Genomic DNA, 25,370 nt, shown 5'->3' on the forward strand with positions numbered 1-25,370 from the left:
TCTCTCCTTCAAATTCAAAGTGGCTCTCGTGAGAGCAATATCAGTGCGTGCAAAATAATCTGGTCAGGCAATGAATGATTGTCGAAGTATCTCGCTCATATGCGGCTGGAGAAAATGCGGCTCTGTAAACGGCAGGCAATATACACATATCTGGGTAAAAGCCAAAGCGAAAAATCTGAGCTTAATTTTTTAAGTTCAGATGCAACAGCCTAAAGACAATAGATCAGTAAATGCCGACAAGTCCACATAATTTATACTTTTTGCGGCTGCAAGGAAATGCGTCTGCAGACAAAAAATAAGGTCATGCAATGAATACGATGGTCAAAGGTCTCACGTATACAGAACAAGGTACAACCGCTTGGAATAATTATCTAAAGCAGTTGGAAAAAGTGGCTCCCTATCTTGGTGAGCTGAGTGAACGCTTAGAGATGCTTCGGCGTCCGAAGCGGAGTTTAATTGTCGACATTCCTGTCATTATGGATGATGGCTCGGTACAACATTTTGAAGGTTATCGCGTTCAGCACAATCTAACTCGTGGTCCAGGAAAGGGCGGAGTAAGATTCCATCCTGATGTCAATCTCGATGAGGTGATGGCACTTTCGGCATGGATGACCATTAAATGTGCTGCGTTAAATTTACCTTTTGGTGGTGCGAAAGGAGGGGTGCGTGTCGATCCAACACAATTATCTAAGCGAGAATTGGAGCGATTAACTCGACGTTATACTGCAGAAATCAATTTTATTATTGGACCTCAAAAAGATATTCCAGCACCAGATGTTGGGACAAATCCACAGACGATGGCATGGATGATGGATACTTTTTCCATGAATGCGGGTTCTACCATAACGGGTGTTGTGACAGGTAAACCTGTACATCTTGGCGGGTCTTTAGGACGCGTCAAAGCAACGGGTCGTGGCGTGTATATTTCAGGTCGTGAAGTCGCTCAGCAAATTGGTTTAGATTTAAATGATGCTCGAGTGTGTGTACAAGGCTTTGGTAATGTCGGTAGTGAAGCCGCTTTATTATTCCATGAAAATGGCAGTAAGGTGATTTGTGTACAAGACCACTCTGCAACTTTGTATCAAGAGCAAGGAATTGATATTGCAAAGTTAATTGAATACTCAAGAAGCAATCAAAAGATTCAAGGATTCTCCGTAGCAGATGAAATTCAAGCTTCAGAATTTTGGGCTATTCCCGCTGAAGTTTTTATTCCAGCCGCATTAGAGGGGGTAATTAATACCCATGTTGCTCAAACCATTCAAGCCAAAATAATTTTAGAAGGTGCCAATGGCCCGACTTTAACAGAAGCGGATGAAATCTTGAGCGATCGTCAAATCACGGTTGTACCCGATGTCATTTGTAATGCAGGTGGTGTAACGGTCAGTTATTTTGAATGGGTACAAGACCTAGCGAGTTACTTTTGGACTGAAGAAGAAATCAATCAACGCATGGATGTGATCATGAAAAATGCCGTACACAGCATTTGGTCTAAAGCCGAAGAGGTGGATTGTTCTTTGCGTACTGCGGCTTATATTCTGGCATGTGAGCGTATTTTAATTGCCCGCAAAGAGCGCGGTATTTATCCAGGTTAATGACATGATCTCTTGCAAGAGAAAATGGGATTAACTCTGGGCTTGGGTATTCACTGCCTTGAATCATTAGATTTAATCAAAAAATTACTTTTGCGAGAGATCCTTTTGAAATTGATTTTTTCTTTCTGGGGTTTTTCTTATGTTACAACGTTTTTTAATGAAGTCATTTTCATTGTGTACTCTCGCGAGTGTTATTAGTGTACCTACCTTTGCACAGGCAGATAGTCTTTCTTGGGGAAATGCAGATACTGATTTAGGAAAACTGACAATGTCAGGTTGGGTGCGCGCCAATTATCAAGATAAAGATTATTCGGATAGTGACCATAAATTAAAATTTAATGCTGCAAAACTAAGTGTGAAATATGATGCCAAGTCATTTTTTGGCCAAGCGGAATACCGTTGTTATCAAAATGATACGCTATGTGATTTCTCAACTTTGGTGAATGCAAATGTGGGCTATAAATTGAATGAGCATAGCCGTATTACAGTAGGTCTACAGGATATGCCTTTTGGTATTGGTCGTTTCTGGAGTAGCAGTTGGTATGGTAGTTCACTAGACAATGCTGGTTTAGAAGATGTGCATAATCTAGGTATTAATTGGCAGCAGCAGTTGGGTACAAATACGGTCGTGAACTTGGCTTATTTTGTTGGTGATGGTGGTCATTTTGTTGGTGATGGTGATGCGGCACGTTATGCAGCTAACTATGTGAAACCTGATGATGCTACCGTAGATGAAATCAAAGAAAGAAACATGTGGGTTGCACGAATTAATCAGCAAATTCCCTTAGATAATGAGCTAGTTAAGCTGAATGTTGGGGGATCATATTGGTATTCAGACCTTAAAAATAGTAGCAATGATCAAACTGGACACCGCAATGCATGGAATATTTTTGGTCGCTTAAACTATCAAGATGCAAATTTGACTTTGACGGCTGGGCAGAATCGGGCAAATACTCAATCGTTAAGTCAGCCTGACTATGCAACAGTAGGCTCTTTTGAATCGAAATATTATGTTGCGAATGATGCCAATTATTATGTCGCCAATGTGGACTATAAAATCAATCATTTCTATCAAGATTATGACCTGACGCCTTATGCGAGTTATACCATTTTTGATAAGGACAAGTCGGATTTTGCGACATCGACGCGCAGTATCTTAGGGGCTCAATTGGATATGAAGCAGTTCTCTTTAGCTGCTGAATATATTACAGGCAAAAATGATGTGTTTATTGGGGGAGATTCTGCTTCTTTGGCAGAAGGTGATAGCTCTGGACATAGCCGACTCTTGAATTTGTTATTTATCTACAATTTCTAATTTTCTCTATGCCCGTGTAATGGCACCTTTTGGAAAGGTGCTATTTTTTTATTGATTTTTATTAAGTATTTGAATTTTAATTGTTTTGTTTGATTTTAATTGAAAATAAGCGCAAAGATCAAATGAATTGGCTCTCTTCATCTTCATTAAAGTGGCTCTCGTCTCATCGTAATAAAAGCGCAAAATGCAAAAGAACCATGAGTCATCTGCATATCATCAATCGCATGATATGGATGCCAAAATTTTACAAAGTATGAATCAAGAATGAGGATACGAAATGGACAGTAAACACTCTGCACTGAACGCACGTAAACAACAAGCAACACCTCGTGGTGTTGGTGTCATGTGTCAATGGTATGCGGAGAAAGCAGAAAATGCGACGATTTGGGATGCTGAAGGTAATCAATTTATTGATTTTGCAGGAGGCATTGCGGTACTGAATACAGGTCATCGCCACCCTAAAATTATTGCTGCTGTTACTGAACAATTAACCAAATTTACCCATACAGCTTATCAAGTTGTACCTTATGAAAGTTATATTTCATTGGCTGAGCGCATTAATGAGCGAGCGCCGATTGAAGGTGCAGCAAAAACTTCATTTTTTTCTACAGGTGCTGAAGCCGTAGAAAATGCAGTTAAAATTGCTCGTGCGCATACTGGTCGTCACGGTATCGTGACTTTTGGTAACGGTTTCCACGGTCGTTCATTTATGACAATGGCAATGACAGGTAAAACAGCACCGTACAAACGTGACTTTGGTGTTATGCCAGCAGGTGTTTTTCATGCACGTTATCCAGTAGAGTCAAAAGGCGTTACTGTAAATGATGCAATTCAAAGTGTTGAAGATATTTTTGCTGAAGATATTGCAGCACATGATGTTGCTGCGATTGTACTTGAACCAGTACAAGGCGAAGGTGGCTTCAATGTTGTACCCGCAGAGTTTTTAACACGTTTGCGTGCGTTGTGTGACCAACATGGCATTCTCATTATTGCGGATGAAGTACAGTCTGGTTTTGCTCGTACAGGCAAATTATTTGCAATGGACCATTACGAAACGAAAGCTGACCTGATTACGATGGCAAAAAGCTTGGGTGGTGGTTTTCCGATTTCAGCGGTTGTTGGGCGTGTTGATGTCATGGATGCACCTAATCCTGGTGGTTTAGGTGGAACTTATGCGGGTAACCCAATTGCAGTTGCTGCTGCACATGCAGTGATTGATGTTATTGAAAGTGAAGGGTTATGTGATCGTGCCAATGAATTAGGTACGGAATTAGTTGCGGTATTGAATACAATCAAAGCAAGTTCAAATGTCGTCACGGATATTCGTGCTTTAGGTTCAATGGTCGCAGTAGAGTTAGAAACAGCTGACCAAGCCAAAGCTATACAGAATTATGCAATGCAGAATGGTTTGTTAATTTTAACATGTGGTCGTTATGGTAATGTTATTCGTTTCCTTTATCCTCTAACGATTCCAACTGAGCAATTCCGTGAAGCTCTTGCGATTTTAAAACAAGGATTTGCAACTCTAACTGCATAATAATGAGTGATTGAAATGCTTCAAGATCATTTAAAATATTTATTACAGCATCCAGATATTTGCTTTGAGCCACCTTTAAATGGCAATTATATTGAAGTAAATGATGCGGCAACCCATGAAACATTGGCATGGGTCAAATCACTTGACCGTGAGGCTGTAGAACAAGCAATTGCTCGTTCACAGGCGGCACAGGTTGGCTGGAAAGCACAAACTGCATTGCAACGAGCAGATGTTCTGTGGGCATGGTATAACCTAATGCAGCAGAACAAAGAGCAATTGGCACAAATCCTAACGGCAGAGCAAGGTAAGCCTTTAGCTGAAGCCCGTGGTGAAATTGCTTATGCTGCATCATTTATTCGATGGTTTGCAGAACAGGCACGCCGTATTGATGGTGAGGTATTGACACCCACTTTAGCACACCAGCGTCTGTTGGTGATTAAGCAAGCGATAGGTGTAACAGCCGCAATTACGCCGTGGAATTTTCCAGCGGCAATGATTACACGTAAAGCTGCACCTGCAATTGCAGCAGGTTGTTCGATGCTCGTAAAGCCTGCTGAGCAAACACCATTAACAGCATATGCTTTAGAAGTTTTGGCGCTACAAGCAGGATTACCACAAGATGTTTTATTACATATTAGTGGTGATGCGATTGAAGTGGGTAAAACCTTATGCGCAAGTGATACAGTAAAAAAACTGAGCTTTACTGGTTCAACTCAAGTAGGTCGAATTTTGATGGAACAGTGTTCACCGACCATCAAAAAATTATCACTTGAATTGGGTGGTAATGCACCTGTATTGGTTTTTGACGATGCTAATCTAGAGCAGGCTGTTCAAGGCATTATGGTCAGCAAATTCCGCAACAGTGGTCAAACCTGTGTGTGTGCTAACCGTATTTATGTACAAGCGGGTATTTATGATGCTCTCGCTGAAAAATTAACCGTTGCGGTTGCCAATTTAAAAGTTGGTGATGGTCGTCATGAAGGATCAACTCAAGGTCCACTGATTGATGAAGATGCGATTGCTAAAGTTCAGTCACATATTGCAGATGCCGTTGGTAAAGGTGCACAAGTTAAAATTGGTGGGCAGCGTTCAAGTTTGGGTGGTACTTTCTTTGAGCCAACCGTACTGACCGAAGTCACTCAAGAGATGAGCGTTGCAAAAGAAGAAACGTTTGGCCCATTAGCGCCACTATTTCGATTCAATACTGAAGAAGAAGCAGTTGCGATGGCAAATGATACGGAATTTGGTTTGGCAACGTATGTATTTACCCAAAATACAGCTCGCCAATGGCGTGTGGGTGAAGCATTAGAATATGGCATGGTTGGAATTAATACAGGTGCGATTTCAAATGAGGTTGCTCCATTTGGTGGAGTGAAGCAATCTGGTTTAGGGCGTGAAGGTTCTAAATTCGGGATTGATGAATATCTCGAAATGAAATATCTATGTGTGGATTTATCCTCATAAACACGACTTACCATCATCAGTTAAAGATCAGCCTTACCCATTTAAGGCTGATTTTTCATTTTTGGGAGGCTTCTATATTGAGCGATGTCTGTGATCAGCCATCACTTTTTTTGGGGGATAATTCTAAGTCTGTTTGATGCTTTCGCCAATAACATCATTTATGGTTAAAATGCCAACAGTTGCTAAATAATGTACGATTCTGTTCTATTGTTTCAATAAAAATGATTGTAATTTAAACACACTATTTATTTACTAAATAATCAATGGTCTTGTATATAGTGAGATATATGCAGTTTTAGGTGTCTATTGGTGTAAATTATACACATTGTGAAAGTTCATTTTTAACAGAACTTTGAGCAAAGAAAATTTGATATTTGATGGACCATCGAAAGAGTAAGGTATGCCTGCAAATCCGAGTAAAACCCAAAAACCTTTGTATATTCCCTATGCTGGAAATGCTCTTTTAGAACTTCCACTCTTAAATAAAGGTTCTGCTTTTTCCACAGAAGAGCGAGAACACTTTAACCTACATGGTCTGATACCCAATAATATAGAAAACATCGAAGAGCAAACACAGCGCTCTTATCAGCAGTATTTGTCATTTGACAATAACTTGAATAAGCATATTTATTTAAGAAATATTCAAGACACCAATGAGACGCTGTTTTATAGCTTATTAAGTCAGCATTTAGATGAAATGCTTCCTATCATTTATACGCCAACGGTAGGAGAGGCTTGCCAACGCTTTTCTGACATTTATCGTCGTCATCGTGGCATCTTCATTTCTTATGCTGAACGTGAATACATTGATCAGATTATTCATAATGTGAATAAGAAAAATGTAAAAGTGATTGTGATTACCGATGGTGAGCGCATCCTTGGTTTAGGTGATCAAGGCATTGGTGGGATGGGCATTCCAATTGGCAAACTCTCTTTATATACCGCATGTGGTGGTATTAGCCCAGCCTATACTTTACCGATTACCATCGACGTTGGCACAAATAACCAAGCATTATTGAATGACCCAATTTACATGGGTTGGAAACAGCCTCGTATTCGTGGAGAGCAATACTATCAATTTGTGGAGCAAATTATTGCTGCTGTTCGCCAACGTTGGCCAAATGTACTCATACAGTTTGAAGATTTTGCTCAAACCAATGCCATGCCATTATTGACTCAATATCGAGATAAAATTTGCTGTTTTAATGATGATATTCAAGGAACGGCTGCGGTTACCGTTGCTACTTTAATTGCGGCATCAAGATCGCAGGGTAAACAACTTAAAGATCAAACGATTACATTTGTTGGGGCAGGTTCAGCAGGTTGTGGCATTGCAGAACATATCGTTAGACAAATGATGGATGAAGGCTTGAGTGATCACGAAGCTCGCTCACGTATTTTCATGGTTGATCGTTTTGGTTTAATGACTGAACAACAAGCGAACCTATTAGACTTCCAACAAAAACTTGCCACTCCTGTGGACGTGATAAGAACATGGGAGTATTCAGGTGAATATGTTTCACTGCTTGATGTTGTGAAAAATGCCAAGCCGAGTATTTTGATTGGTGTATCTGGACAGGCAGGCTTATTTAGTGAAGAAGTGATTAAAACCTTAGCTAAATATTATAAACACCCCATCGTTTTGCCATTATCTAACCCAACTTCTCAGGTAGAAGCACAACCTAAAGATATTATTGAATGGACGCAAGGTGCTGCAATTGTGGCCACAGGCAGTCCTTTTGCACCCGTATATTTTGAAGGAAAGACTTATTCAATTGCCCAATGTAATAATTCTTATATTTTCCCTGGAATTGGTTTGGGCGTGATTGCATGTGGTGCAAATCATATCAGTGATGCTATGTTGATGGCTGCGAGTACAGCTTTGGCTGATTGTTCACCACGATTGAGTAATGCCGCAGCAGACTTATTGCCAAATATTAATGATATTCAGCAAGTATCTAAGTTTATTGCGTTTAAAGTTGCAAAAGCAGCGATGGCAGATGGATTGGCTATACCGATGAGCAATGATATTTTGAAAAAAGTGATCGAGGATAATTTCTGGACACCTGAATATCGAAATTATCGCCGTGTCACCTTCTGATCGAGATCAAACGCTTTCGATGGTTATATCGAAAGTAGTTTGGTGGAGGATTAAATTCTACGCCTTAACACATGCTCAAGGTTGAATTCGGCTTGGTAGATTTGATCATCTGCCAAGTCGCTCTAATTCCCGTCTCAGTTATGAAACCATGCATCACAATCATCTGTTATATTTTTTTTATAAAATCTGTATCTATGATTCAAATCTGTATTCATTCAAAGTATATGCATGGTCGATGCAGATGGAATGAATATGAGTTTTTTAAACAAGAAAAATAACGCAAGCTTTGTTTTCTTTATTATTACGCTCTATGCTTTTTTAGGATTCGGCTTAGGTTATCTCATTTGGGAATATTTATTATAAATCAGTTGGATCATGCTAGGTTACTGATCCAGACTGAGCTGAAATTTTTAGCAGTAGGGGATACTACTGCTTGATGAATTGGATAGAAAAATATTCATTTTTGAGTCGTTTAACCGCTTTTTATTACCTTAATATTTATAATAAAAAATTGGATATTTTTGATATTCGTTATCCTCTAATACAACATTCAAATGAAACAATGCTCATCAGGTTTTAGCTGTGTGCAACAGATGCTCTGAGCGTGATGGACAACAATATTTTGGTTCTATATTAAACTTTAATGAAAATAGTTTTAAATTTTTTTTAAACAAATAGCGCTACTCTAATTTTTTGATTTAAAAAAGGTTTGTTCAATATTTTGCGATGACAGCCTACGTTGTAAAACTGTGGTATTGTTGTAAATGATATTCTAATCAATTATCATTCTCATTTGTAGTGATCTATATATCTTTGCATCCATCTTTCTGTGTATTTGCTTATCGCAATTTGAAAGCATCAGAAAAGGTGTATGTCGTGATTATCAATATCAATTGTAGATGGTAGGCTTCATCCATATGACCATAAATCAACGTCAGTTCAAGTTACATCCAGTATTGAATTTAAATGCACCTATTTTAAAACCATGTTATTTGTCACTATGTTTATCTACGCTCATGCTTACAGGTGTGAGCGCATGGAGCCATGCTGAAGATACACAGGTGACAACAGCGTATGCATCTTTACCAACGATTACTGTATATGCTGAACATGAAAATGAATCTCCTGTCTCTCGAACATCAATTAATCGTGAAAATTTAGATAAAACGGGTGTTACAGATATGGCAAGTATTGTGAAATATTTGCCTCTAGTGAATGCACCATTTTCAGTTGCAGGTAGTGGCACTTTCTTTGATGGGACTGGAACCAGTAGTTACAACATCCGTGGTATTGATGCCAATCGAATAGGCTTAGATGTAGATGGTGTCGATTTAGCAGAAGCGACTGTTAGTACCTATATTCCACCGAGAAGTATGGGGCAACGTGGCGCAGGTCGAGACTATATTGAGCCAGAAATGTTTAGATCTGTCGATATTGTTTCGGGTACGACAGATGTCTCAACAGATGGTATTGGTGGGCGAGTTTCTTTTAAAAATAAATCGCCTGAAGATTATTTGACTGGTGATAAGACACTGGCAGGAACATTTAAAGCAGGTTATAGCTCAGCAGATAAGGCATGGCTTTCTTCTGTAACGGGTGCAATTGGCAACGAAAATTTAAAAGCTCTGATTGCTTATGCTCACCGAGTTGGTCATGAGACAAAACCAAATTCAAAGACATCGGCATTTCCAGCTGACTGGACGTCAGATGCTGTTTTGACACGAATCTTATGGAAATTATCAGATCAACATCAGCTTAATTTCACAGCAGATTATTATAAGAAAAAATCAGACACGGATGATATCGCCTCTAACTTGTTTACAAACTATAAAAGTGATGCAAAACAACAGCAGAATGTAGATCGAAAACAATTCAGTATTGATCATATTTATAGACCAAATGACTTTATTCTATTTGATAAATTGAATAGCAAAATCTGGTATCAGCAGTCGAATAATGATACTGATACGTCTTTTATGAATAGTGCAACGGTGGCACGTGATTTCTCGACAACCTATCAAGAAAAAAATGTGGGTCTAAAAGTTGATGCTAGCAAAGAACTTAAAAATCAAAAAATAAAATATGGTTTAAGCATAGATCAAAAAGACTATTCGAGTACGAAGTTAGATCTTCGAAATGGTGTCCCAAGCACAGTCGTTTATCAAGGTGGTTATTTACTTGATTCAGCATTAAAGCGCTATTCAGTTTATATGTCTGATGATATTCGATTTAATTTATTTGAACGAGACTTGACTTTAACACCATCTGTCCGTGTCGAACGACAGGAATTCAGACCAGACATTACATCTTATAGCGATGTACAAGCACGTGATTTTAATTATGTATCACCTAGCTTTTCTGCGAGTTATCAGTTTACGCCTGACAATTATAGCTATCTAAAATATACACGTGGTACGCGTATTCCATCTCCAACGGAAATGGGGGGCATTTATCAGACGATGCCTGGTAATCCCAGTTATATCGTGATTGGTAATTCAAACCTCAACAAAGAGACCAGTGATGCTTTTGAGATCGGTTTAAGAAACACTTCGATTGATGGTATTAAATTTGATGTGACAGGTTTTTATAGCAAATATAACGACTTCATTGATTACCGCAATTATGGTACGACGCCACAATATCCTTTTGGTTACTATCGTGCAGAAAATTTGGCGAATGCACAAATTTGGGGGGGAGAGCTTTCTACACGAATCGACTTAGGTCAGTTTATTCCAAATTCAGATGGCTTCAGTATTGCTTTAGTTGCAGGTAAAACCAAAGGGTCAGCTAAAAATAAAGAAAATGTAAAAAGCGGTGTGAACTCTGTGCAGCCAGAGAAAGGGAGCCTGACATTTGCATATGATGATCCAAACAAAGTCTTTGGTTTGGGATTGACTGCGACAGCCGTGGGAAGCAAAACCGCTTCACAAGATGTAAGTACTTATCAAGACAATATTAAATATCAACCTGTTGCTGGCTATGCCGTATTGGACTTGTCCGCATATTGGAATGTTAGCAAGTTTGCCAAGTTAAATGTGGCGCTTAACAACATGTTTGACAAGACATATTGGGATTATGCGGCGGTTGGTACGATTACAGGCACAAATCAAGCAAGCCTGATTGATCGTGCGGCTGAGCCAGGACGTAATGTTGTCGCAAGTGTTGAATTTAAATACTGATTTTATTTTAACAGCTAGATTGAAAGGCACTTCTTTTCTTCAAGCAATTTTTTAAATCTAAGGAAATGACCATGAAAAAACTGACTTTGCTGATGGCAGGTTTAAGCCTACTGACCACCTCATTATCTGCTGTTGCAGATACAGTAAGTCCAGCAACGACGTATCAACAAGCTTATGCTTTATATGTACTGTATCATCCAGAAAATAAAGAGCAAAATAGCGCTACATTAATTAAGCAGTATACTCAGGACTATGCTGATTTATTTAAAGCCAATAAGAAAGCGACACTAAGTCAGTTTGTACAATATGAACAAATGCGTTTAGAGCCATTATTGAAACAACGTCGTGAAATGTCTGAAAAGCAAGCACATGTACGTTATGGCATTCTCGATAGTAATAAAGATCAAAAGCTCACATTAAAAGAATTTCAAGAAACAGGCATTAAAACTTTTGCTGAGTTTGATAAAAATCAGGATGGTTTGATTAATGCTGAAGATGCTAAGTTGGCTGCGAGTAATAATACGACGCATGATGGTTTCCGTGTGAAATTGCCGATCTCGATGCCGATGCCAAGCAATGTGAATGAGTTTATTGTGCAATATGGTCAAGGCAAAGATTATGTCACCTTGGGTGATTATCTGACTGCTCGTGATAAGCAATTCTTTGCGACAGATAGCAATAATGATTTCATCGTCACGGAGCAGGAATATGTTGGTGAGTTTATGCAGCGTTTTGACCGTAATTTAGCGGCAGGAAAAATTAAAATGCAGGATATGGCTGCACAACAATTTCAATTGATGAGTAAGGGTAAAACCACGATTCAAATAAATGATGTGCAACAATTTGCCAAAAAAATTGATCAAGCGATTAGCCAATAAAGAACGCAATATTTTCTCGACTATCATTAGGTAGTCGAGAGTTTTAAGTTTAAATATAAGTTGTTGTTAATAATTGATTTTTATCTGTTCTGGCATTGGGTGGGTGAAAGAGATTTATTTGAGGTTAATATTTAAATAACCGTATATTAAGGAATATTAATATACGGTTATTTTTTTTATTTTCTTAATATTTAATTTTATGCTTCAGCATGTTGATGCTTATGATGCAAGAATGATAATACTTCACTACGGTAATGGTTAAACTCAGGATTGGTTGCTAGTGCTAAACGATCACGTGGGCGTGGTAAATTTATTTCTAAAATATCGCCAATAGTCGCTGCAGGGCCATTGGTCATCATGACAATACGATCTGACAGTAATACAGCTTCGTCTACATCGTGAGTAATCATGATCATCGTATTACCGAGCTCATTTTGAATCTGCATTAATGCATCTTGCAAAGTACAACGTGTTAATGAGTCTAATGCGCCAAAAGGTTCATCTAATAATAATACTTTGGGCTTCATTGCTAAGGCACGTGCAATACCAATACGTTGTTTCATTCCACCAGATATTTCACTAGGTAGTTTGTCTCGTGCATGTGACATATTAACTTGTTGCAAGTTGAAATCAATCCAGTCAATACGTTCAGCTTTCGTCATACTCTCTTTAAAGACTGAATCTACAGCTAATTGGATGTTACCAAAGCAAGTGAGCCAAGGTAATAACGAGTGGTTTTGAAATACAACTGCACGATCGCTTGCAGGTGCGTTGACCTCTTTATTTTCGAGTAATACGACACCGTTAGTTGCTTGATATAAGCCAGCAACAATATTTAATACAGTTGATTTACCACAGCCAGAATGTCCGATTAACGATATAAACTCACCTTTAGTAATATTAAGGTTAATATCATTCAAAGCAGTGTAATGACCACTGTCTTTTTGGAAAACCATGTCTACGCCTTGGATAGACAAATATGAAGTACTCATTGCGTGTTTTCCCCTTATCGAATGGCTTGGGATTTATCCCAACTAAAATAGCGTTGTAACATCAACATGATTCGGTCTAGGGCGAAACCGATGAGACCAATCGTGAATACTGCTACGAAAATACGTGCAGTTGATTGAGAACTGCCATTTTGAAATTCATCCCATACAAATTTACCTAGACCTGGGTTTTGTGCCAACATTTCGGCAGCAATCAGTACCATCCAACCCACACCGACTGCTAAGCGCAAACCTGTAAAAATCATTGGGGTCGCAGCAGGAAGTACAATTTTGGTTAAGTTGGTGTACCACGGTAAATTCAATACACGGCTGACATTAATAAAATCCTGATTTACTTGTCCAACACCCACCATGGTATTGATCAATGTCGGCCAGATCGTACACATTGCGACAGTAACCGCGGATATAACGAACGATTTAGGCAGATTGTCATTTGGTGTTATATAGACTGCGCCCACAATAACACTCACGATTGGTAACCAAGCTAAAGGACTAATCGGTTTAAAAATTTGAATTAAGGGGTTAAGTGCACGGTATAAATTAGGACTTAAACCACACATTAAACCTAACGGAATAGCGACTATAGATGATAATAAACAAGCAGTTAATACTGTTTTTAAACTTGTAAAAATCTGACTAAAAAATGTAGGTGGCCCACTAAATAGCGCATCTGATCCTACAGGTTGGCTTTGATAAAAAGCATCTTTGGCAGCTTGTTGTTCTAAATATTCATTTAATAAACTTTTGCTTGCTTCAAATACATCAGCGGGACCTGGTAAACTCCCTGCATCTGATTTGGTTGCAGTTGCTAATAATTGCCACAACAATAAAAATACTAACAACGCAATCGATGGCAATAACACTCCCAATGCCATCTGCTGTGACTTGCTCTTAAATCTATTCATACCTTACAGCCTTTATTAGCTTTCTGTAAAAATCTTATGATGGGAAAAGAAGGGGGATAAATTATCCCCCGTTTTTTTAATTACTTATTGCCAATTTTGAATGATGCTAGGTATGCATTTGGTTTATTACCATCAAACTTAATACCGTCTAATGGGCTAACTTGAGGTGCTTTCATAAAACTATTTTTGTTCAAGTTAGGGAAATCAGTTGCTTTCATTTTGCCTTCAGCAATTAATTCTTTAGCAGCTTGAACATAAATTTGTGGACGATATGATTTTTTCGCCATTTCCATGTACCAACCATCTGGTTTAGATTGTGGTAATGTTCCCCAACGACGCATTTGTGTTAACCACCAAATTGCATCTGAGTAATAAGGAATACCATACTGACCACCACGGAAAAATTTATTAAAATCTGGTACAGCACGAACATCGCCTTTTTCAAACTCAAATGTTCCCGTCATACTGTTGTCGATGACGGTAGAATCTGCACCTACATAATTAGGTTTAGAAATAATTTTAGAGGCTTCAGCACGGTGGACATTGTTACCTTCATCTAGCCAATATGAGGCACGAATCAGTGCTTTAACAACCTTGATTGTGGTTTTTGGATTTGTATCAGCAAACTGTTTAGTTACGCCAAATACTTTATCTGCACCATCTTTCCATATTTTGTCACTGGTAATGACAGGAACACCAATACGTTTCATCACTGCTTGTTGGTTCCACGGTTCACCAACAGAGTATCCCATTGTTGTACCAGCTTGCATCGTAGCAACCATTTGTGGAGGAGGTACAACCGATAACATCACATCACCACCTGTATTACCGCTATTGTCACCTTTTTGCGGATTATACATACCAGGGTGTACGCCACCTGCTGCTAGCCAGTAGCGTAATAAGTAATTGTGTGTACCTACAGGAAAAGTCATACCTAGGTTAAATGGTTTTCCTGATTTTTTATAATTGGCAATTACAGGGGCAAGTGCTGCTGCACTGATAGGGTGTTTAGGTTTTCCAGCAACCATTGGAACATTGGCTTTCATATTCCCCCATACTTCATTGGATACGGTAATGCCCGCACCGTTATAAGAGAGGGTAAATGGTGCAATGATTTCTTTCTGTCCAGTGACGCCTGTTGCTGAGCCAAGAGGCATTGCAGCTAACATGTGTGCGCCATCTAATTCACCATTTGCTAGGCGATCATAAAGTACTTTCCAGTTGGATTGTGCTTCGAGTTGTACATTCAAACCTTCATCTTTAAAAAAGCCTTTTTCAGCAGCAACTGCTAAAGGCACCATGTCAGTGAGTTTGATAAAGCCAATTTTTAAATTGGGTTTTTCTGCCACACTGATAGCAGGTTGGGTCGGAGGTGCTGCAAGGGTATTAACGCTCAAAGAAACAGAACTTATACAAGCCACAACCAGTGTTGGGTATATTTTAAAACTCATAAAGCACACCTATGTTGGAAATTAAAGACATTTAAGAAGTTGCCTTTAACACTAAGCATAGAGCGTGCCAACTCGATATATGATATTGAAATTGATCAATAAGGATGGATGCTTATCATTAAGAATGAATCACTAGATTACTAGGTTTTATAAGTAGACAGTAAAATACTGGTTTCACTATTGTAAATACCTGAAATATTTCGGATTCTTTCAAGTGCTTTGTCAAAATTTTCAAGGCTATCTGATTGTAATTCGACCAAAATATCCCATTTCCCATTGGTGGTATGTAGGCGTTCAACCGCCGATTCTAAGCGTAATTCACGAATAACGGCTTGAGCTTTGGTTCCCTCAACCATGATATTCATCCACGCCCGAATAATATTTTTCTCCACATTAGGGCGAAAGCGTACGGTATAGCCCGTAATGATACCTGTCGACTCCATATATTCGATCCGTTTTTGCACAGTCGCTCTAGAGACTCGTGTTTTTGCTGCCAAATCTGTGATCGAAATTCGAGCATTATCTTTGAGTAATCCCAAGATAACATGGTCAATATTGTTCATTTTGATACTTTCTATTAACAAATTGATAAAAATTAGTTCATTTTAATCATTATAAGGAATTTTGTGAATCAATTTGATTCTTAATAATAATCACTATATGAAGCCCCAAGCATTTTTTATTCAATCTAATGAAGCAATCAATGTTGACAAGGAACGATGGGGCAAAACAGAAACTCTTAGCGAAAGGGAATCTGTAGATAACAGGGAAAATTGATTAATTAAGGAATAGATGATGTCTTTATCATATACGGCTCAAAATAGTGGTGCTTGGCAAACTTATCTCACTCAAATTGATCGAGTGGCACCTTATTTAGATGCTGATCTCAGCAATTTCGTCAATACGCTGAAACGTCCAAAACGTACTCTGATTGTCGATGTTCCAATTGTAATGGATGACGGCACAATTCGTCATTTTGAAGGCTACCGTGTACAACACAACTTATCACGTGGTCCAGGTAAAGGTGGTATTCGTTATCACCACGATGTTGAATTAAATGAAGTGATGGCGTTGTCTGCATGGATGACCATTAAAACAGCAGTACTTAATCTCCCATTTGGTGGTGCTAAAGGTGGCGTACGAGTAAATCCTAAAGAGCTTTCACCTCGTGAATTAGAACGTTTAACTCGCCGTTTTACCAGTGAAATTAGTTCAATTATTGGTCCTCAAATTGATATTCCTGCACCTGATGTGGGCACCAATGCCAATATTATGGGCTGGATGATGGATACCTATTCAAGTATCAAAGGGCATACCGTGACTGGCGTTGTGACAGGTAAGCCTGTGCATTTAGGTGGTTCATTGGGTCGTGTTCGTGCAACAGGACGAGGCGTTTTTGTAACGGGTTTAGAAGTTGCAAAACGAATTAATTTACCTGTTGCAGGTAGTAAAGTTGCGGTTCAAGGCTTTGGTAATGTCGGCAATGAAGCGGCTTACTTATTCAGTCAAGCAGGTGCAAAAGTGGTTTGTGTACAAGACCACACAGGTACGATTTTTAATGCAGAAGGCTTCAATGTCAAAGCTTTACAAAAGCATGTTGCTGAACATGGTGGCGTAATGGGCTTTGTTGATGCAATTGTGATCACAGATGAAGCATTTTGGGATGTCGATATGGACATTCTAATTCCAGCCGCATTGGAAGGGCAGATTACGGTTGAGCGTGCGCAAAAGCTCAAAGCCAAAATTGTACTTGAAGGTGCAAACGGTCCAACTTACCCAGAAGCAGATGATGTATTCGTTAGCCGTAATATTACGGTCGTACCTGACGTGATCTGTAACGCTGGTGGTGTAACGGTCAGTTATTTTGAGTGGGTTCAAGATATGGCGAGTTATTTCTGGAGCGAAGATGAAATTAATGAGCGTCTTGATAAATTAATGATTCAGGCAATGGGTGATGTGTGGAATACCGCAGCGCAGAAAGAATGTAGCTTACGTACCGCAGCTTATATTTTAGCCTGTGAACGTATCCTTAAAGCGCGTAAAGAACGCGGTATTTTCCCTGGTTAAAACCAATAATTTCAGTTAAAGCAAAGGGCTTGTTGAGTGTTCAACAAGCCTGAATATCCAAACAGGAAGTGAGTAAGTAAAATGAGCGATGTCGCAATTACACGTAGCAATTTTAATGATTGGATGGTGCCTGTTTTTGCTCCAGCAAATTTCATTTTAGTTCGTGGTGAAGGTTCTCGTCTTTGGGATCAAAACGATAAAGAATATATTGATTTTGCAGGTGGTATTGCGGTTAATGCTTTAGGTCATGCACATCCAGTTGCGGTGAATGCTTTAACTGAACAAGCACAAAAACTTTGGCATATTGGTAATGGTTATACCAATGAGCCAGTATTACGTCTCGCAAAACAATTGGTTGAAAGCACTTTTGCCGACAAAGTCTTTTTCTGTAACTCAGGTGCAGAAGCCAATGAAGCCGCTTTGAAACTGGCACGTAAAATCGGTTTGCTCAGTGGTAATTCAAATAAGAACCAGATTGTTGCATTTAAAAATGCCTTCCATGGTCGTACTTTATTTACTGTAACAGCAGGCGGTCAGCCGAAATATTCTCAAGATTTTGCACCTTTACCAGGTGGGATTGAACATACTGCATTTAATGATCTTGAAGCTGCAAAAGCTGTGATTACTGATAATACTTGTGCGGTCATTGTTGAGCCAATTCAGGGCGAAGGCGGTGTTCTACCAGCAGATATCGAATTCTTAAAAGGCTTACGTGCGCTGTGTGACGAAAAAGGTGCAGTACTGATTTTTGATGAAGTGCAAACAGGTGTCGGTCGTACTGGCTCATTGTATGCCTATATGAATACAGGTGTAACACCTGACATTCTGACGACGGCAAAAGCATTGGGTGGCGGTTTCCCAATTGGTGCAATGATCACCACCGACAAATATGCCAACATGTATGCAGTGGGCGATCATGGGACGACTTATGGTGGTAATCCATTGGCGTGTGCAGTTGCAGGTGCGGTATTTGAATTTATCAATACACCTGAAGTATTAGATGGTGTCAAACAACGTTATCAATATTTCATTGATGCTTTAAATAAGATCAATGCGCAATATGACTTGTTTAAAGAAATTCGTGGTCAAGGCTTATTGATTGGCTGTGTGCTTAAAGATGAATATGCAGGTAAAGCAAAAAATATCGTCACTTTAGCAGGTGAAGAAGGTTTATTGGCTTTAGTTGCAGGTACTGATGTGGTGCGTTTTACGCCTTCACTGATTATTCCAATGGAAGATATTGATGAAGGTCTAAACCGTTTTGCTCGTGCTTTAGCACGCCTTTAAGTCTGTTGTGAGCATCTAACCATGATGATTGTTAGACATGCAGCGCATCGGGATTTAGATGATATTTATCGTTTAGCGCAAAGAGCAGGAGAGTCAGGCATTGGTTTGACCTCCTTACCAGAAAATAAAGAAATCTTGGCTGAACGCATTACACGTACACATCACACTTTGGATGGTTTAGCAGAGAAGTGTGATGCCAGTTATTTATTTGTACTTGAAGATACCAGTATTCAAAAAATTGTAGGTGTGAGTGCAATTGAAGTTGCAGTGGGTTTAAAAGAACCGTTTTACAACTTCCGTGTAGCAACACAAGTACATGCGTCTAAGGCTTTAAATGTTTATAAAACTTTAGATACTTTATTTTTAAGTAATGATCATACGGGTTGTAGTGAACTCTGCACCCTGTTTCTTGATCCTGAATATCGCAAAAATCAGAATGGTAAATTTTTATCCAAAGTTCGTTTTCTGTTTATTGCTGCATTTCGTTCTTTCTTTGAAGAAAGGTTGATTGCCGAAATGCGTGGTTTTTCAGATCAAAATGGACATTCGCCATTCTGGGATGCCTTGGGTTATCACTTCTTTAATATGGATTTTGCAACGGCAGATTATTTAAGTGGTATTGGGCAAAAAGTCTTTATTGCTGAATTAATGCCGAGATTTCCTGTTTACGTTGACTTGCTGACCTCAGAGGCGCGTGCCGTGATTGCTGAAATGCATCCTCACACTCTCCCTGCGGCAAAGGTACTGATGTCAGAAGGTCTTAAATATCAGGGTTATGTGGATATTTTTGATGCAGGTCCAACATTGGAAGCCAATACCACTGATTTACGTGCAGTCAAAGAAAGTCGTTTGTTCAAGGTCAATATAACCGAGCAAGTTGAGACGACAGAGATTCATTATTTGGTTGCGAATGACCAATACAAAGATTACCGCGTGTTGTTGATCAATAACAAAGTAGATCAAGGCAATACTTTGCGATTAACGGCAGCTCAAGCTCAAGCTCTGAATGTGAATGAACAGGATGAAGTACGGGTTTTAGCATTAGAAAAAATGGAGAAGAACTAATGTCACAAGGTGCGTTATTAATCAATGGTGTTTGGGTACAAGGACAAGGTACAACATTCATCAAAACAGATCCTGTCAGCAATCAACTTATTTGGACAGGGCATGAAGCAGACTCTGCTGATGTTGAGCAAGCATGCCATGCTGCAAGACAGGCATCTCCTGCTTGGGCACGTTTGCCATTAGAAGATCGTATCGCGATTATTGAACGTTTTGCTGTATTGCTTGAACAAAATAAAACGCAATTGGCACACGTCATTAGTCAAGAAACCAGTAAACCACTTTGGGAAACATTGACCGAAGTGCAATCGATGGTTGGCAAAGTGGCGATTTCAATTCGTGCTTATGATCAACGTACAGGTTTCAGCGAAACTAAAATGCCAGATGGTGTGGCTTCGTTACGCCATCGTCCACATGGGGTATTGGCTGTATTTGGCCCTTATAATTTCCCTGGTCACTTACCAAATGGTCATATCGTTCCTGCATTGATTGCGGGCAATACTGTGGTGTTTAAACCAAGTGAACTGACGCCGTGGACAGCAGAAGAAACTGCAAAACTCTGGCAACAAGCAGGTTTACCAAATGGCGTCCTCAATGTTGTACAAGGTGGACGTAGCACAGGTGAGGCTCTTGCAGCGGCTGAACAGATTGATGGTTTGCTTTTCACAGGTAGTGCCAATACAGGCTATCACTTGCATAAGCAAATGGCAGGCGCACCTGAAAAGATCCTTGCTTTGGAAATGGGCGGCAATAATGCCTTGATCATTGATGAAGCAAGCAATATTGATGCGGTTGTGAATTTAGCCATTCAATCCGCTTTCGTTTCTGCTGGGCAACGTTGTACTTGCGCACGCCGTATTATTGTCAAACATGGTGCGAATGGTGATGCCTTTATTCAACGTTTTGTTGAAGTCGCGAAGAATTTAGTTGTTGGTACGTGGAATGCTGAACCACAACCATTTATGGGTGGTGTGATTTCTTCTCGTGCTGCTGAACAAATGTTAGTTGCACAAACTAAACTCATCGCTTTAGGTGCAAAACCATTATTAGAAATGACACGTCCACAAGCAGACAGTTCATTGTTGACCGCAGGCATTTTAGATTTAACACAGGTCGATGGCATTCCTGATGATGAATACTTCGGTCCGTTGACGACGATTTATCGCTACAACACTTTTGATGAAGCATTAAGCATCGCCAATAACACTCGATTTGGTTTGGCTGTTGGTTTGGTTTCACCTGATCGCGATTTATTTGATCGCGTGTTGATTGAAGCACGTGCGGGTATCGTGAACTGGAATAAACCATTGACTGGTGCTTCAAGTGCAGCACCGTTTGGTGGGGTAGGCGCTTCAGGTAACCATCGTGCGAGTGCTTTCTATGCTGCTGATTATAGTGCTTGGCCGATGGCATCGTTGGAGAGTGACAATGTCACGCTACCTGCAAAATTATCACCGGGCATTGTGCTCTAAGTCGGATCGCATCAAGACACATGGAGAAGAAAATGTCAGGTTATGAAATTAATTTTGATGGTTTAGTTGGGCCTACGCACCATTATGCAGGTTTATCGTTTGGTAATGTTGCATCCACTAAAAACCGTAATAATGCTTCAAATCCTAAATTAGCTGCAAAACAAGGCTTAATGAAAATGAAAGCTCTTGCGGATTTGGGACTCAAGCAAGGTGTGTTTGCACCACAAGAGCGTCCGCATGTGCCAACACTACGCCGCTTAGGTTTTACAGGTAGTGATATTGATGTCATTACTCAGGCGATGCGTACTGCACCAGCACTATTGTCATCGTTAAGTTCAGCATCTTCAATGTGGACAGCAAACTCGTGTACGGTTTCACCATCGGCAGATAGCACGGATGGGCGTATGCATTTTACTGCGGCAAACTTAAATAATAAGTTCCATCGCTCAATTGAGCATCATACGACTACACGCATTCTTCAAGCGATGTTCAATAATGATGTCTATTTCGCGCATCATGAAGCATTGCCAGAAGCTGCTTTATTTGGTGATGAAGGTGCCGCCAATCACAATCGTCTTGGTGGTGCATACGATCAAGCAGGCGTACAAGTTTTTGTTTATGGTCAGCAGCAACTTGGTGGCACTGTTGCACCGCAAAAGTTTCCTGCTCGCCAAACTCGTGAGGCAAGTGAAGCAATTGCGCGTTTACATCGTCTTGATGCGCAGCGTACCGTGTTCATTCAACAAAATCCTGATGTGATTGATCAAGGTGTCTTTCATAACGATGTGATTGCGGTCAGTAATCAACAGGTATTATTCCATCATCAACATGCTTTTTTAAATCAAGCTGATTCACTCAATGAAATCCGTAAAAAAATGGCGGGCATTGAACAAGAGTTTGTTTCGATTGAAGTGCCTGAAAGCCGAGTAAAGGTTGAAGATGCAGTTTCAACCTATTTATTCAACAGTCAAATTTTGACACGTGCTGATGGTGGTATGAGCATTGTTGTACCAGAAGAATCTCGTCAGAACAAAGCGGTGTGGAGCTACTTAAATGACATGATTCAAATGGGAACGCCAATTGATGACATTAAGGTCTTTGATCTACGTGAAAGTATGCGTAATGGTGGTGGACCTGCATGTTTACGATTACGTGTTGCCGTGAATGATGCTGAGCTTAATGCAGTCAATCCAAACTTATTTATGAACGATGCATTGTTTAAAACGCTGAATCAGTGGGTTGATCAACACTATCGGGATGAATTAACACAGGATGACTTAGCTGATCCTCGATTATTGATCGAGAGTCGTACTGCATTAGACGAACTCACCAAAATTTTAGATTTAGGCTCGGTTTATCACTTCCAAAGATAAATAGAAACAATGGCTTTTAAGGATGAAGGTACATGGTTGATCTACTTGCGTTGACTTTAGCACAACAGTCACCTGAGCAAACTCAAGGTGAAACGGTAGGCTTTACATGGCAGTGGCTAGGTGAAGGGTTACTGCAATGTACGCCAAAAACAACCTATAGAAAAACCATCGTGCTTTCTGCGGGTATTCATGGCAATGAAACTGCACCGATTGAACTATTGGCACAGATTATTAATGATTTATTTGTTGAACGCGTAGCGCTCAAGGTACGGGTGCTATTCGTCTTTGGTAACCCTGAAGCGATTCGTAAAGGTGTACGTTATCTTGAAAATGATGTGAATAGGATGTTCTGTGGTGCTTATCAGCATTTACGCCAAGATGCTGAAACTGAACGTGCAGCTCAATTGGAACAGCGAACAGCCCAATTTTTTGAGCAAAGTGGTGCTGAAGCACAGCGTTATCATTACGATTTACATACAGCCATTCGTGCCTCATTACTTCCTGTATTTGCACTATTTCCCTATCAAACACAGCCCTATGATGACTTTCTGATTCAAAGTTTGAATGCTGCGGATCTTGATGCTTTGGTGTATCACAATGCGGTTGGTAAAACTTTTACCCATTTTACTGCTGAACGATGTCAAGCGGCGAGTAGTACCTTGGAATTAGGCAAAGCAAAGCCGTTTGGTCAAAATGATTTAGCTGAATTTGCGAGTACAGATCAGGTTTTACGTGCGGTACTTTCAGAACAGGCTTTGCCATGTAGACAGAAGCCAACTATTCGCCAATTTAAGGTGGTGGACTCAGTTCTAAAGCAGAGTGACGATTTCCAATTGCAATTAAGTGCTGATGCACCTAATTTTTCAACCTTTCAGAAAGGTGAGGTGATTGCAACTCAGCAAGCAGGCAATTATATCGTGGATAATCAGCAAGTCTGGATTTTATTTCCAAATCCAAATGTGAAGATTGGCTTGAGAGCTGGACTGGTTTTAAAGGAAATTGGGTAGCATACACATACATCGACTTTTAAAAAATGGATGTGACACGGAATAGACCTAAATGGAGTTTGAATATGGATGTTCAGTAAAAATAAACATGGGAAAGAAATATCTATTGGATATTCATTTTTATGAAAGTGGAAAGCAAGGACAGGTTGTCATAAAAAGATAGTTGGAGTGATCGTGTATGAGTAACAATATAGAAGTGGGTAAGCCCCTAAAACGTGCCATGACGAAACGTCATTTGGTGATGATTTCATTGGGTGGTGCAATTGGAACGGGCTTATTTTTAGGCTCAGGTGATGTGATTTCACAGGCAGGTCCCGTTGGTGCGATTCTCTCTTACCTGCTCGGTGGTATCATTGCATACATGGTCATGCTGTGTTTAGGTGAGTTGGCAGTACAGATGCCAGTTTCGGGTTCATTTGGTGAATATGCCAGAACCTATATTGGGCCAGGCACGGGCTATATGATCACATGGTTGTATTGGTTGACGTGGACTGCAACGTTAGGGACAGAATTTACTGCCGCAGCATTACTCATGCAAGAGTGGTTTCCTGCTATTTCCATGTGGACATGGACCTTATTATTTGCGGCACTGGTCTTTACGCTGAATGTGAGTTCCACTCGGTTATTTGCTGAGTCTGAATTTTGGCTGTCTTTGGTTAAAGTTCTCACTATTATCTGTTTTATTGCATTGGGCTTAGCCGCTATTTTTGGCTTGATCTCCTATCATGGTCATGAGTCAGCACCGTTATTTAGTAAATTGACCGAGCATGGCTGGTTCCCAAATGGTATTTACCCAATTTTTGCCACAATGCTCATTGTTAATTTTGCATTCTCTGGTACAGAACTGATTGGGGTTGCCGCAGGGGAAGCAGAAGACCCTGCTAAAACTGTACCGAAAGCAATTAATGCTGCGATTTGGCGTTTATTGATTTTCTTTGTTGGTACGATTGTGGTGATTTGTGCATTACTGCCTTATGAAATGGCAGGACTCAATGCAGAAGGCGTAAGTAATAGTCCATTTGTGACGGTATTTAATTACATCGGTATTCCATATGCAGAAGATATTATTCGTTTTGTGATTATTACTGCACTTTTATCGGCTGCAAACTCAGGCTTATTTGCTGCTTCTCGAATGATGTGGTCATTGTCAGCACAGAATCAACTTCCTAAAGTGTTTGCTAAATTGACACGTTCAGGTACGCCAATTATTGCGATTATTGTCACGATGTTTGGTGCAATTCCTGGTTTATTATCTGAACAATTTGCGCCTGAAACTATTTTCAAAAATTTACTGGGTGTTGCCGCTTTTACCATGGTTGTGGTTTGGATCTCAATTTGTGTGAGCCAATTTAACTTCCGTAGACAATGGATCAAGTCTGGTAAAACTGTCAAAGACCTTAAATTTGCTGCTCCGTTGTTTCCGTTGACACCAATTTTAGGCGGTGCCTTCTGTGTCATTACCTGTATTAGTATGGTGGCAGATCCTTCAATGCAAGTTGGTTTTGTCTGCTGTGTTTTATTTATGATTGCCTGCTATGCAAGCTACTATATGTTTTATAAAGATAAGTCTTAAAGTCGACGCTTAACTTAAAATGATACGGCGATAAAAAGACGAATCGATGCTCATATTTTTGAGACTCGATTCGTTTTTTTGTATTACATCCCAAAGT

Annotated in this window: 19 protein-coding genes; 15 read left to right on the forward strand and 4 right to left on the reverse strand. The window is 39.7% G+C overall.

Annotated features, from left to right (window positions below; genetic code table 11):
- The first annotated feature begins 308 nt into the window (after positions 1-308).
- The 8 genes from MMP60_RS04705 (at position 309) to MMP60_RS04740 (ending at position 12,066) form a co-directional block, all read left to right on the forward strand.
- Positions 309-1,592 (forward strand): Glu/Leu/Phe/Val dehydrogenase, encoded by a 1,284-nt coding sequence (locus MMP60_RS04705; RefSeq protein WP_241335199.1) that lies wholly within the window; start codon positions 309-311, stop codon positions 1,590-1,592.
- A 139-nt stretch (positions 1,593-1,731) separates the two neighbouring features.
- Entirely contained in the window at positions 1,732-2,907 is a 1,176-nt protein-coding gene (locus tag MMP60_RS04710) for a porin (protein ID WP_241335200.1), read from the forward strand.
- Between the two features lie 277 nt (positions 2,908-3,184).
- Entirely contained in the window at positions 3,185-4,444 is a 1,260-nt protein-coding gene (gene gabT / locus MMP60_RS04715; protein ID WP_241335201.1) for a 4-aminobutyrate--2-oxoglutarate transaminase, read from the forward strand.
- 15 nt (positions 4,445-4,459) lie between these two features.
- Positions 4,460-5,908 carry an NAD-dependent succinate-semialdehyde dehydrogenase gene (locus MMP60_RS04720; RefSeq protein WP_241335202.1) on the forward strand — a complete coding sequence of 483 codons (1,449 nt, stop codon included), beginning with the start codon at positions 4,460-4,462 and terminating at the stop codon, positions 5,906-5,908.
- Between the two features lie 400 nt (positions 5,909-6,308).
- On the forward strand, positions 6,309-8,009 hold the full coding sequence (locus MMP60_RS04725; RefSeq protein WP_241335203.1) for an NAD-dependent malic enzyme: 1,701 nt from the start codon (positions 6,309-6,311) through the stop codon (positions 8,007-8,009).
- 252 nt (positions 8,010-8,261) lie between these two features.
- Positions 8,262-8,372, forward strand: coding sequence for a hypothetical protein (locus MMP60_RS04730; protein ID WP_241335204.1), 111 nt, complete (start codon positions 8,262-8,264; stop codon positions 8,370-8,372).
- 554 nt (positions 8,373-8,926) lie between these two features.
- On the forward strand, positions 8,927-11,188 hold the full coding sequence (locus tag MMP60_RS04735; RefSeq protein WP_241335205.1) for a TonB-dependent hemoglobin/transferrin/lactoferrin family receptor: 2,262 nt from the start codon (positions 8,927-8,929) through the stop codon (positions 11,186-11,188).
- Between the two features lie 71 nt (positions 11,189-11,259).
- Positions 11,260-12,066: a hypothetical protein gene (locus MMP60_RS04740; protein WP_241335206.1), complete on the forward strand. Its 807-nt coding sequence runs from the start codon at positions 11,260-11,262 to the stop codon at positions 12,064-12,066.
- 197 nt (positions 12,067-12,263) lie between these two features.
- Here the strand turns inward: MMP60_RS04740 and MMP60_RS04745 are convergent, their stop codons facing one another.
- The 4 genes from MMP60_RS04745 to MMP60_RS04760 form a co-directional block, all read right to left on the reverse strand.
- Entirely contained in the window at positions 12,264-13,058 is a 795-nt protein-coding gene (locus MMP60_RS04745) for an ABC transporter ATP-binding protein (RefSeq protein ID WP_241335207.1), read from the reverse strand.
- 14 nt (positions 13,059-13,072) lie between these two features.
- Entirely contained in the window at positions 13,073-13,981 is a 909-nt protein-coding gene (locus MMP60_RS04750) for an ABC transporter permease (RefSeq protein ID WP_241335208.1), read from the reverse strand.
- A gap of 80 nt (positions 13,982-14,061) precedes the next feature.
- Positions 14,062-15,432, reverse strand: coding sequence for a CmpA/NrtA family ABC transporter substrate-binding protein (locus MMP60_RS04755; protein ID WP_241335209.1), 1,371 nt, complete (start codon positions 15,430-15,432; stop codon positions 14,062-14,064).
- A gap of 140 nt (positions 15,433-15,572) precedes the next feature.
- The gene (locus tag MMP60_RS04760; RefSeq protein ID WP_241335210.1) at positions 15,573-15,995 is read right to left on the reverse strand and encodes an Lrp/AsnC family transcriptional regulator; all 423 of its coding nucleotides are present in this window, start codon (positions 15,993-15,995) and stop codon (positions 15,573-15,575) included.
- A gap of 229 nt (positions 15,996-16,224) precedes the next feature.
- On the opposite strand from MMP60_RS04760, the gene MMP60_RS04765 reads away from it, so the two are divergent.
- From MMP60_RS04765 to MMP60_RS04795, 7 genes are all read left to right on the forward strand, one after another.
- Entirely contained in the window at positions 16,225-17,499 is a 1,275-nt protein-coding gene (locus MMP60_RS04765; RefSeq protein WP_241335211.1) for a Glu/Leu/Phe/Val dehydrogenase, read from the forward strand.
- An 81-nt stretch (positions 17,500-17,580) separates the two neighbouring features.
- Entirely contained in the window at positions 17,581-18,786 is a 1,206-nt protein-coding gene (locus MMP60_RS04770; RefSeq protein WP_018676885.1) for an aspartate aminotransferase family protein, read from the forward strand.
- Between the two features lie 21 nt (positions 18,787-18,807).
- Positions 18,808-19,851 (forward strand): arginine N-succinyltransferase, encoded by a 1,044-nt coding sequence (astA, locus tag MMP60_RS04775; RefSeq protein ID WP_241335212.1) that lies wholly within the window; start codon positions 18,808-18,810, stop codon positions 19,849-19,851.
- On the forward strand, positions 19,851-21,320 hold the full coding sequence (astD, locus tag MMP60_RS04780) for a succinylglutamate-semialdehyde dehydrogenase (RefSeq protein WP_241335213.1): 1,470 nt from the start codon (positions 19,851-19,853) through the stop codon (positions 21,318-21,320). Before astA ends, astD begins: the two co-directional genes overlap by 1 nt.
- A gap of 32 nt (positions 21,321-21,352) precedes the next feature.
- Entirely contained in the window at positions 21,353-22,693 is a 1,341-nt protein-coding gene (gene astB, locus MMP60_RS04785; RefSeq protein ID WP_241335214.1) for an N-succinylarginine dihydrolase, read from the forward strand.
- Between the two features lie 32 nt (positions 22,694-22,725).
- Positions 22,726-23,700, forward strand: coding sequence for a succinylglutamate desuccinylase (gene astE / locus MMP60_RS04790; protein ID WP_241335215.1), 975 nt, complete (start codon positions 22,726-22,728; stop codon positions 23,698-23,700).
- A gap of 178 nt (positions 23,701-23,878) precedes the next feature.
- Entirely contained in the window at positions 23,879-25,273 is a 1,395-nt protein-coding gene (locus tag MMP60_RS04795) for an amino acid permease (protein ID WP_241335216.1), read from the forward strand.
- Positions 25,274-25,370: the final 97 nt, after the last annotated feature.

The sequence above is a fragment of the Acinetobacter sp. ANC 4805 genome (assembly GCF_022549495.1).
GTDB lineage: Bacteria > Pseudomonadota > Gammaproteobacteria > Pseudomonadales > Moraxellaceae > Acinetobacter.

Coding starts and splice junctions, on each gene's coding strand:
- MMP60_RS04705 (WP_241335199.1), top strand. CDS start 309: ATGAATACGATGGTCAAAGGTCTCACGTATACAGAACAAGGTACAACC.
- MMP60_RS04710 (WP_241335200.1), top strand. CDS start 1,732: ATGTTACAACGTTTTTTAATGAAGTCATTTTCATTGTGTACTCTCGCG.
- gabT (WP_241335201.1), top strand. CDS start 3,185: ATGGACAGTAAACACTCTGCACTGAACGCACGTAAACAACAAGCAACA.
- MMP60_RS04720 (WP_241335202.1), top strand. CDS start 4,460: ATGCTTCAAGATCATTTAAAATATTTATTACAGCATCCAGATATTTGC.
- MMP60_RS04725 (WP_241335203.1), top strand. CDS start 6,309: ATGCCTGCAAATCCGAGTAAAACCCAAAAACCTTTGTATATTCCCTAT.
- MMP60_RS04730 (WP_241335204.1), top strand. CDS start 8,262: ATGAGTTTTTTAAACAAGAAAAATAACGCAAGCTTTGTTTTCTTTATT.
- MMP60_RS04735 (WP_241335205.1), top strand. CDS start 8,927: ATGACCATAAATCAACGTCAGTTCAAGTTACATCCAGTATTGAATTTA.
- MMP60_RS04740 (WP_241335206.1), top strand. CDS start 11,260: ATGAAAAAACTGACTTTGCTGATGGCAGGTTTAAGCCTACTGACCACC.
- MMP60_RS04745 (WP_241335207.1), bottom strand. CDS start 13,058: ATGAGTACTTCATATTTGTCTATCCAAGGCGTAGACATGGTTTTCCAA.
- MMP60_RS04750 (WP_241335208.1), bottom strand. CDS start 13,981: ATGAATAGATTTAAGAGCAAGTCACAGCAGATGGCATTGGGAGTGTTA.
- MMP60_RS04755 (WP_241335209.1), bottom strand. CDS start 15,432: ATGAGTTTTAAAATATACCCAACACTGGTTGTGGCTTGTATAAGTTCT.
- MMP60_RS04760 (WP_241335210.1), bottom strand. CDS start 15,995: ATGAACAATATTGACCATGTTATCTTGGGATTACTCAAAGATAATGCT.
- MMP60_RS04765 (WP_241335211.1), top strand. CDS start 16,225: ATGATGTCTTTATCATATACGGCTCAAAATAGTGGTGCTTGGCAAACT.
- MMP60_RS04770 (WP_018676885.1), top strand. CDS start 17,581: ATGAGCGATGTCGCAATTACACGTAGCAATTTTAATGATTGGATGGTG.
- astA (WP_241335212.1), top strand. CDS start 18,808: ATGATGATTGTTAGACATGCAGCGCATCGGGATTTAGATGATATTTAT.
- astD (WP_241335213.1), top strand. CDS start 19,851: ATGTCACAAGGTGCGTTATTAATCAATGGTGTTTGGGTACAAGGACAA.
- astB (WP_241335214.1), top strand. CDS start 21,353: ATGTCAGGTTATGAAATTAATTTTGATGGTTTAGTTGGGCCTACGCAC.
- astE (WP_241335215.1), top strand. CDS start 22,726: ATGGTTGATCTACTTGCGTTGACTTTAGCACAACAGTCACCTGAGCAA.
- MMP60_RS04795 (WP_241335216.1), top strand. CDS start 23,879: ATGAGTAACAATATAGAAGTGGGTAAGCCCCTAAAACGTGCCATGACG.